Here is a 9,493-nt window from a genome sequence, read left to right as displayed (position 1 = left end):
GTCCGTCGTCCCCATGGGGAATTACGTGACCGCGGGGGTGGGGAATTACGTGACGCGGAACCCGCGTCCGGTGGGGAATTTCATGATCGCTCACACCGTGACCTGGGAAGGGAACGCATGACGGCCCGCACGGCCTTCGCCCTGGGCCAGGCGCGGCACCATCTCGGGCACACCGACCAGGCCCGCGCACTGTACGACGAGGCCCTCATCGGCGCCGGTAAGCGCAACGCCGAACAGGACCAGGCCGCCATCCACGACCGCCTTGGCACGTTGGCCCGCGAAACCGGGGATGAACCACAAGCCGCCCGGCACCGCGAGGCAGCAGCCACTATCCGCCGACGCAACGGAGCGTTGTCCTGACCGACACCCGGCGTGCGTGACCGCAACCGGCCAGCAGACCGGCAGACACCTGACCGGCCACTCGGGTCTCCGCCACCGATGAGAGCGAATCGGCTGTCCCGACGCCGTGCTGACCGCGCGCCCAAAGAAACTGGGGAGCGAGGGACCTACAGGACGACAGCCGCCTGCGCGCCGGTTGCAGCGGATATCTCGGCCCGGAAGAGGACACCAGCCACCGAGCACGTCACCGCTCCAGACAGTGGTGCGGGCCCGGTGAGGTTTCCCAGCCAGGCGTGCACCGCGCTGAGCACAGCTGCAGGATCGGCATAGGTGACACGACCGTCGTCCTGGCACGGAGCAATACGCACGGCCAGCAGCGCCCCCGTACGCCTGCGTACCAGGCACAGCGACGGTGACACGATGACCGCGGCCGTGCGGCAGCCGGGATAGTCCTCCAGGACACCGGCGGTCCACCCGGCGGCCGTCCAGAACATGCTGTGCGAGCCGACCGCAGGCTGTCCGGCATTCCGGTACAGCAGCGCCGCGCTCTGCAGATGCCGCTCCCCGGCCCAACCGTAAGCGGCGGCCAGATGGTGCGCTGTCCTGCTCGTGTGCGCGGGCAGACGCTCCACCGCCACCTGCAGGCCCTCGACCCGGGCGCGCACGGCGAACGCCGCAGGTACACGTTGGGCCGGCAGGGGAGCCGGCAGAACCCGGGCATCGACCGGTGCGGCAGGCGGTACGAGGTCCAACAGCCGGTACACCTCCTCGCGCAGAAGCTTCAGCGCATGCCCCTGCTCGGCGAACGAGGACTGCGCCAGGGCCCGGACCGCGCCAGGGTCGGACGAGGCCAGCGCCTCCTCCAACGCGCCGGAGTCCGCTCCACGCAGACGCGGCCCCTGTGCCAGGAATTCCGCCATCGGTGTGCCGGGGATGAGTTCCCCACCACCGTCGTATGCACCGACGAGAGGACACCCCAGCGCGGCCGCGTACACACCGGTGGATCCGTGGTCGGTGATCACGACATCGGCCGCGACGAGGACCGAGGCCCACTCCTCGTACGCCCCAGCCAGCACCAGCCCGGCATCCAGGGCCGGCGACAGTTGCTCGGACAGGTCGAAGGCGCCGGTGCGGGCGCGTTCGTTGGGATGCACGACCAGGGCCACCTGATACGCGTCGTAGGCAAGGGAGGCCAGCAGGTCGGCAGCCAGGAACGGACGTCGGCGAAGCAGCGATTCGGGACCCCACGTGGAGGTCAGCACGACCAGTTTCCGGGCGCCGGTACCCAGCGCCGCCCGGTAACGCTCCCGCAGGGAACGGGACGCCAGCATCCGTTCCAGCGTGGGATCCCCGACGACCCTGGCCCGTGCTGCCGCCTGCTCACTGGCGGCGGCCAGGCGGGTCACCTGACTGGGATGAGCCAGCGCATGGACAGACGCCAGGGCCCTATCACCGGACAACAGATACATCGGATCCAGACCGGAAGCCGTAGCGACTCCGGATCCTTCTTCGGGCACGCTCTTGCCGAAACCGGCACCATGCGGCAGCAGCACCCGTGGCCCACGAAGCAGCCCGATGTCCCCCTTGGGGCTGGCGGCCAGGACCAGATCGTAGGAACGGCGGGACGCTTCGTCCCAGGAGACCGTACGTGCCCCGGCACGCTCCACAGAGCTCAGCGCATCGATACCGAAATCGGAGCCCGGAACAAGTGCATAGGACCGGCTGACGCGGTCATCACCGGCGAAGACCGGCAGCACGTCCAGCAACCGGTACAGCGCACTTGCCGACCGGGCGGCAAAGAGCACATCGCGCCCGTCGCCCGTCGCCCGTCGCCCGTCGCCCGTCGCCCGTCGCCCGTCGCCCGTCGCCCGTCGCCCGTCGCCCGTCGCCCCAATCCTGTCGATCCTATTGGCTGACGAGGCGTCGTGTACGGTGTTTCCGCTGATCAGAGGGGCCAATTTTTCGGACGACATGAGTAGATCGTACCGGCGGGCACTTCTTGGTCGGCGCTCGTCCTTTGCACCAGTCGGCAACAACGGCGCCTGCCGTCCTGGCTTGCCTGGCGGGCATGAAGAATGAACGCATGACGGAGTGGGGAATCGCAGTGCTCGCGGCCGGATCGGCACTGCTCGGCAGCCTTGTCACCGGGTGGTTCACCCGCGGAGCGGGCGAACGACAGGCCGAGGCAGCGCGCCATGCGGGCAACCGGCAGGCGGATGCCCTGCTGGAGACCGTGCGGATGACTCTCGAAGAACAGCGCGCGGCCCGTCTCCACGAAGCACGACGACAGACCTACGCGCGGTATGTCGAAGCGGCGGAAGCCGCGTTCTTCGCACGGCGTACGGGGGAGGGGCAGCCGGGCGAGGGCCCGGGACTGCAACGTGCGCTGGGTGCCGTTCTGCTGGAAGGCCCCGACGAAGTGGGGCGAGCGGCATCTCGGTTCGCCGACCTCATGGGCAAGAGCAGCAGTTCCCTCGATGATCTTGAGCGTGCGCGGCGAGACTTCACCGAGGCAGCACAGCAGGCGCTGCGTGGCGGGGTGTTCTGAGAAGCCTTGCCTTCCGCCAGGCCATGAACAGCCCTCCGGCGCCGACACCTTGACCCACGCACCCTCATTCCCCTCCCGGCGCCCTGTAGCCAGGGTTACTGATCACAGCACGTCGTCCTCGGGGCCGTCGGTAAGGCCGAGTTCCGCGTCGGTGAAGGGTTCGCCCAGGTCGGGCATCGCGAAGAGGCCTATGCGGGTGCTGCTCTCGACGAAGCGGACGAACCGGTCGACAGGCCGGTAGGCCTACTCGCGCTCCAGGAGCGTGCGGCAGGCGCGGCAGCGCCATGGGCGCCGGAGGGTGATCCACTGAGCTCGTGTGCATGCCGGGCTGGTCACGAAGTACGCGGCTGGTCCGAGGGGGGCCGTCCAGTTTGCGTAGCCGCTGCGGGGGCGGTGGCCGGTCTCGGTCCGGTCGGAGGCCAGCGACGGCTTGCCGAACAGGACGAACTCGCCGCCCGGCCATCGGCAGGTGCAGGAGCCTTCGCACCGGCAGGTGCGGGTGCGGGCCAGTTCTTCGGTCTTCTCGGTACGCGGTATGCCAGGACCTTTGACCTCGATCCACGTACCGAGTTCGGGCAGCCAGAAGTCCGGGAGGTAGAGGGTGCCGGAGTCCAGGGTGATCGTCTCGGGTTCGTACTCCCACCGGATGCCGTTGCCGTCGAGGGGGGGGTGCCCCTATGACTTTGGTCAAGGGGTGGTCGGGGTTGGTGGTTGGTAGAAGGTGCCGTCGCGGAGCATCGCGAAGAGGACGTCGGCTCGGCGTCGGGCGAGACAGAGGAGTGCCTGGGTGTGGTGCTTTCCCTGAGCGATCTTCTTGTCGTAGTAGGTGCGGGAGGCGGGGTCGGCCAGGGCGGCGAACGCGGAGAGGAAGAAGGCCCGTTTGAGCTGCTTGTTTCCCCGTCTGGAGGGCTGTTCGCCGCGGATGGAGGACCCGGAACTGCGGGTGGCTGGGGCGAGGCCGGCGTAGGCGGCGAGGTGGGCGGCGGACGGGAAGGCGGTGCCGTCGCCGACGTCGATGAGGATGCGGGCTCCGGTCCTGATGCCGATGCCGGGCATGGACGTCAGGACCTTGGAAAGAGGGTGGGCCTCCAGCAGTTCCTCGATCCGGTGTGCCAGGAGTTTGCGCTGGTCTAGCACCGCCTGGAGTGAGTTGGCGAGGCTGGGGACGATCAGCGCGGCCGCGTCTGTGCCCGGAACGACGACGGTCTGCTCGTCGAGCGCGGTGAACACGTCGTTGATCAGACGCTCGGCCATGCGGGGTGCTTTCGGGCGGATCAGAGCGATGAGTCGTCGGCGTCCGGCCTTGCGGATCTGTGCCGGCGAGCCGAACTGGTCCAGCATTCTGAGGACGGCCGGGTGCTGCATGCGCGGGCCGATGACTCGTTCCAGGTGCGGGTGGATCTGGGTGAACAGGCCCCGCAGCCGGTTGGAGAGGCGATTGGCCTCGGCGGCGAGATCGTCGTCGAAGCCGACGATCATCTGGAGCTCGGCGATGGTCTCGTCGTCGAGGTCGACTGAGCGAAGCGTGTGCGGCATCGCCCGGGCCGCGTCGGCGATGATGAACGCGTCTTTCGCGTCGGTCTTTGCCTCGCCGGGATAGAGGTCGGCGATCCGCCGCATCGTTAATCCGGGCAGGTAGGCGACGTGGCAGCCCAGGTCCCGGGCGACTGCCAGCGGCAGGGCTCCGATCGAGGCCACCTGGTCGACGACCACGAGGACGGTGCCGTGTTTGGCCTGCAGCCTGGCGAAGACCTCGCGGAGCTTGGGTTCGCTGTTGGGCAGCCGCTTGTCGAAGGTCTTCTTCCCGGCCGGGGTGAGTGCGGTGGCGTGGTGTTCGCCCTTGCCGACGTCCAGTCCGAGGTAGACGTCGATGTCGCTGGTGTCGATCACGTCGTGGTTCCTTCGGTGCTGTTCACCCGGCCTGCCACGGCACTGATCGCCACATCCACATTACGAAGAGCCTCCCGACCTGCGAAGAAGCCGGTGGTCATGCCCCTAATCAGCGGTCTGTCAGTGCCTTCGGAGCTGGTGACACCACCCCCCGGGCCATGCAATCGACAAGGGGAGGTAGTCATGCCAACTCCGAAGGCCGGTAACCCCGTTGCGGGGCTACGAAGACGGTAATGGGGGGGGCGGCCCAGTCGGCTTCGAGCCGGGAGCGGAACGTGGTGTCGCGGTAGCGGGTCGGGACAGCATCTGTGACTCCTCTCCCGACTGAAGCCGGGGGCTTCTCGCTATGCCGGGTTGGCGTCGCGACGGACCAGCCCGGCCCGTAGAACGTTGATGGCTCCCACTGTGTCGGCGTGCGCGTGGTGGCCGCAGGCGACGCAGTGGAACTTTTCCTGGGTGGGCCGGTTCTTCTTGGCGGTGTGCCCGCATTCGGGGCAGGCGCGGGAGGTGTTGCGGGGGTTCACGGCGATCACTTCCCGTCCGGCGCTCTCAGCCTTGGCGTGCAGGATCGTCAGGAACACCCCCCATCCGGCGTCGTTGATCGACGTGTTGAGCCCGGCCTTCGCGGCGGCCCCGTTGGGCAGGAACGCGCCCCGCTGATCGGGGTCGGCCTTCGGTGCGGGGGCCTTGCTCATATTGCGGATCTTGAGGTCTTCGTGCGCGATGACATCGTGCGCGCGGACCAGGCCGAGCGCGGTCTTGTGTGCGTGGTCGAGGCGCTGGCGCCGTACCTTGCCGTGCAGCTTGGCGACTTTCTCCACCGCGCGCTGGTGGTTGGCGGTGCGGCCGGTGGCCTTGCATCGTGGGAACCGGGACAGGGCCTGCTGCGCGGCGTCGAGTTTCGCGGCGGCCTTGCGCCTGTGGCGAGGGTTGGGGACGAACTCGCCGTTCGAGTCGGCGAGGAAGTTCGCGATACCCAGATCGATCCCGGCCACGGATCCGGTCGCGGGCAGCGGTTCGGGCTGTTCCTGTTCGGCGGTCAGCACGACGAACCACTTTCGGCCCTCGTGCTTGACCGACACGGTCTTGATGTGGCCGGCCACCGGGCGGTGCTGGTTGACCTTCACATGCCCGACGCCCTGGAAGCGGACGCGGGTGGTCGGGTCGTGCGGGGTGGAGTCCCACCGGCAGCCGTCCCCGTCCCTGGGGAAGTCCACCGTGTCGAACCAGCGCACCCCGCGAAAACGCGGATAGCCGGGCGTGTCACCGGACTTGACCCGGCGGAAGAACGCGGCGAACGCCTTGTCGAGACGGCGCAGGGTGGCCTGCTGCGAACTGAACGACCAGCGGCCCTGATGCTCCGGGTCGAACGCCCGGATCTCCTTGAGCTGCGCGGACTGCGCCCCGTACTTGACTGTGGTCTTCGAGACGTGCTGGTAGGCGTCACGGCGTTCCTGCAACGCCCCGTTGTAGAGGGAGCAGTGATCCCGCAGCATCTCGGCCAGCGCCTGGGCCTGGCGGACGGTGGGCCGCAGGAGGAACTTGTACGCACGGATCATCCAGCCCACCCCCTCCGGTCGAGTTCGCTCGAACCTACTAAACTTGGCGTATGTCACCACGCTGGGAACCAGACCCCGATGTCCGACGTGGAAATCATGTCGTTTTCAACCTCCACGCACACTTGGTGTTTGTCACGAAGTACCGGCGGGAGATCTTCAACGGCGAGATGCTGACGCGCTGCGAGGCGATCATGCGGGACGTGTGCGAGAGCTTCGGCGCGGAGCTGCGGGAGTTCAACGGCGAGGGCGATCACGTCCACCTGCTCGTGCACTACCCGCCGAAAATCGCCCTGTCCAAGCTCGTCAACAGCCTCAAGGGCGTCAGCTCCCGGTATCTGCGCGCGGAGTACACCGGCCGGATCAACCGGATCGGCACAGGATCTGTGTTCTGGTCCCCGTCCTACTTCGCAGGGTCCTGCGGCGGCGCCCCCCTGAGCATCGTCAAGGACTACATCGAGAGCCAGAAGCGCCCAGCCTGACCGTCACCCCGAAGACGCAGAGAACTCCGGCGCTACGCGCCTCCGGACCGAGGATCGCATTCCCGCCCGGCCCGAAGGCCGGGATTCCCTGCAAAGAACAAGGGATGGAAACGTCGGGGACGTCGGGCATGCTGACCAAACCAAACTCCTGTCCTGCTGCTGCGGCCGAGTCGATTGTGCTGGTGGCCGGATGGCGGTGTCGGTGCGCCCCGCTGCACGCCGATGCCGGCATGGCGGCCACGGGGGTGCGGCTGGCGAGGACGAGTCATCACGTTGGCTGCCGCCCGGTGTGGGTGTACGGGCCAGGGTCTGTTCCCGTGGCATGGTCTGGTCCATCGCCAGCCGCCGGGTCGTCCCTCGGCAGCGTGGCCCGATCTGCCGCACCCCTGAACGCTCGGATGACATACGGCGTGGTTGCCGCCGCTGCCCGGAAAGCTGCTCCTTGCCCGATCCCGCGGGTGCGGAGTTGTGCCGCGGTCGCAGGACAGACTCAAGGGGGAGGCGAGCAGCGGGATCATGGTGTGTCCCGCGCTCGGTGGCCGTTCACTTCGGCTTCTGCTGCAGGACGATATGGGCACCGGGGATGAGCCAGATCCCTCGGGGCGGTGCTGGCGCTTCGCAAGAGCGTGGCGCCTGTGGCTGGCAGGGGGGTGAGGAGCGGTCTGGTACGGGATGCTGTGGCCCGTTTGAAGGAGCAGGCTGGTGTGGGGGGAGGGGGGCTCGTGCTGTGCGGCGCGCAGGGAGTTCCTGTCGGTCCATGATGCGTGGAGAGAGCGCGTGCGGCTTTTTTCTTGAGGGCGCCGATGGCCGCTGCTGCCAGTAGCGGGGGCCCGGTCGTACGAAGTACGGAGGCGTGCTGGTGGTGTCCAGCCAGCCTGCGGACCTCAGTGTCCGGGCGGCCGTGGTTAGTTGGCTGGTGGTCCATGGTGTGCCGGGGTCCCGCGTGCAGTGAGCGTCGAGCACGTCCTGCAGCATCGGTGGATGCCCGTGGTGACGGTGGTAGGCGTGGGTCCAGGACGCCAACTCCTTCTCCCGTCCCGTCACATGGATCGGAGCGTTGTGACGGCTTGGCTCGGTGCAGGAGGGGCGAGGGAGGAAGGCGGCTGGCTCGTCGGCGAGTCGGTAGGCCGCGGGTTGTTTCCAGCCGTTGTTGAGGTGCAGAGTGCTCAGCCAGCCTGCGTCGTGCAGCATCCGCAGTACGCGAGCACCGTCCTCGGGGGAGGGGAGGCAGCAGTGCCGGGCCAGCAGGCGTGGGCGTACGCCGACGGGGCGCCCCTGGTGACCGTGGGCCTGGGCCGTGAGATACACAGCGGCGAGACGGACATCGGCGCTCTGGTCACGCAGCAGCGGGTGGCCGGACGTCTGCCAGACCCATTCATGCAGGAGTCGGCGGGAGTGCCAGGCCAGCCGCGGGCCCAAGCCCAGACGGTCCTCGGCCAGCGCACAGGGCATGACCGGCATCTCGGCGGTCGGCACCGTGTAGGGGCTGCACAGCCAGCCGCCCGTGCGGAGTTCGAGGACGGAGGCTTCGGAAAGCCCGGTGCGCGGCTTGAGATCGTCGACCGTGAGCCAGGTAGTGCCGCTTTCACGGCCGCGCAGGACGAGCAGCAGCGCCAGGAGCCGTGCTGATGCGCTCTGCCCCGCACGAGCATGGCACAGGTGACGCAGAAGATTACTGAAGTCATCCGCATCTGCTGCCGTCGGGACACGCGTCGGCCATGAGCGGGATTCCTGCGCTGTCATCGAGTCCGCGACGGTGGCGTCGCCGTGTGCCCGGCGAGCACCCTCCTGCGCACATGCCAGGCACGAGGAAGCCTGTGACAGCTGCCGCGTATACGGCCAGCCGTCCGATTGCCCCGGCCCGGACGGCGTTGGGGCGGCCCTGGTGCCGGTGTCCTTGAGGACCCTGCTGCGAGGGATGGCGCGGGCACAGCGTGCACAGGTCCCGGCGACCGTCCATACCCGGTCCGCGACCCCCGGCACGAGCACCAGGACCATGGGGCCGCCGCAGCCTCTGGGGCCGCCATGCCAGGCACAGCGCCCGGCCCGGCAGCGGCAGACGGCATCCGGCACACGGATGTGCTGCACGTGTGCGCTGATGTGCCGCATTGCCGCCGCTCGGGCGGATCGCGCATCGTGGTAGCGGTCGCTGGGCGGGCTGCAATGGGGAGCCGAACAGTCCACGACGCAGACCCCCTCGGCCGGACGCCCCTTGGGAACCAGCCGGACCGTCCAGGAACGGCTCGCCCCTGCTGCGTCCCATTGCGCCTTGCCCATGCAGACTCCCAACCGTTGTGCACCGGGCGGCCCGGCTCGTCCGGAGGCCCGTGCGGCGCATCGGCGGCCGCGGCCGGGACCCTAGCGGCCTGCGTATCGCTGCCCCTGCGCACGACACCCCGCGTAGGCCGCGTGGGCGAAGAAGGATGGACACATGTCCGAAGAGGGAACATAGTCACGATTTGTGACGCATGGGTTGATGCTATCGAGCGGACACTCCGCCCGACCGGACGGTTCCGATTCCCTGGACCACAAGTGGCCATCGGCCATCGGCTGATCCTTGTCCTTTTGGGACGAAGTCCGGGGCCTTCGACCGCATCCAGGACCGGGTGCGGCGCCAGCGCACGCCTTCGGCGAGCAGGATGCGGCGCACCTGTGAGCGGCCTACCTCGTTCCCCTCG

7 protein-coding genes are annotated in these 9,493 nt (G+C 68.5%); 4 read left to right on the top strand and 3 right to left on the bottom strand.

What is annotated here, in order from left to right; genetic code table 11:
* Positions 1-117: 117 nt before the first annotated feature.
* Positions 118-360, top strand: a complete 243-nt coding sequence (locus tag ABT300_RS37795; protein ID WP_351685900.1) for a hypothetical protein — start codon at positions 118-120, stop codon at positions 358-360.
* Between the two features lie 146 nt (positions 361-506).
* Here ABT300_RS37795 and ABT300_RS37790 read toward each other — a convergent pair whose 3' ends face one another.
* A complete protein-coding gene (locus ABT300_RS37790) occupies positions 507-2,312 on the bottom strand; it encodes a translation initiation factor 2 (protein ID WP_351685897.1) in 1,806 nt (601 codons plus the stop codon).
* Positions 2,313-2,407: 95 nt separating this feature from the next.
* Here ABT300_RS37790 and ABT300_RS37785 point away from each other — a divergent pair, with 95 nt between their 5' ends.
* The gene (locus ABT300_RS37785; protein WP_351685895.1) at positions 2,408-2,887 is read left to right on the top strand and encodes a hypothetical protein; all 480 of its coding nucleotides are present in this window, start codon (positions 2,408-2,410) and stop codon (positions 2,885-2,887) included.
* A gap of 687 nt (positions 2,888-3,574) precedes the next feature.
* On the opposite strand, the gene ABT300_RS37780 is transcribed toward ABT300_RS37785, so the two are convergent.
* Both ABT300_RS37780 and ABT300_RS37775 read right to left on the bottom strand, forming a co-directional pair.
* On the bottom strand, positions 3,575-4,777 hold the full coding sequence (locus ABT300_RS37780; RefSeq protein WP_351685893.1) for an IS110 family RNA-guided transposase: 1,203 nt from the start codon (positions 4,775-4,777) through the stop codon (positions 3,575-3,577).
* Positions 4,778-5,121: 344 nt separating this feature from the next.
* Entirely contained in the window at positions 5,122-6,336 is a 1,215-nt protein-coding gene (locus tag ABT300_RS37775) for an RNA-guided endonuclease InsQ/TnpB family protein (protein WP_351685890.1), read from the bottom strand.
* Positions 6,337-6,386: 50 nt separating this feature from the next.
* Between ABT300_RS37775 and tnpA the strand changes: the two genes are divergently transcribed.
* Positions 6,387-6,815 carry an IS200/IS605 family transposase gene (tnpA, locus tag ABT300_RS37770; protein WP_351685887.1) on the top strand — a complete coding sequence of 143 codons (429 nt, stop codon included), beginning with the start codon at positions 6,387-6,389 and terminating at the stop codon, positions 6,813-6,815.
* 1,182 nt (positions 6,816-7,997) lie between these two features.
* Complete coding sequence (locus ABT300_RS37765) at positions 7,998-8,444, top strand: hypothetical protein (protein WP_351685885.1); 447 nt, start codon at positions 7,998-8,000, stop codon at positions 8,442-8,444.
* Positions 8,445-9,493: the final 1,049 nt, after the last annotated feature.

Origin of the sequence: Streptomyces sp. NPDC001027 (assembly GCF_040299045.1) — a bacterium.
GTDB lineage: Bacteria > Actinomycetota > Actinomycetes > Streptomycetales > Streptomycetaceae > Streptomyces.
This window is presented reverse-complemented; position numbering and strand designations above follow the sequence as displayed.

Excerpts from the sequence above, each read along its gene's own strand:
- ABT300_RS37795 (WP_351685900.1), top strand. The coding sequence starts at position 118 with ATGACGGCCCGCACGGCCTTCGCCCTGGGCCAGGCGCGGCACCATCTC.
- ABT300_RS37790 (WP_351685897.1), bottom strand. The coding sequence starts at position 2,312 with ATGTCGTCCGAAAAATTGGCCCCTCTGATCAGCGGAAACACCGTACAC.
- ABT300_RS37785 (WP_351685895.1), top strand. The coding sequence starts at position 2,408 with ATGAAGAATGAACGCATGACGGAGTGGGGAATCGCAGTGCTCGCGGCC.
- ABT300_RS37775 (WP_351685890.1), bottom strand. The coding sequence starts at position 6,336 with ATGATCCGTGCGTACAAGTTCCTCCTGCGGCCCACCGTCCGCCAGGCC.
- tnpA (WP_351685887.1), top strand. The coding sequence starts at position 6,387 with ATGTCACCACGCTGGGAACCAGACCCCGATGTCCGACGTGGAAATCAT.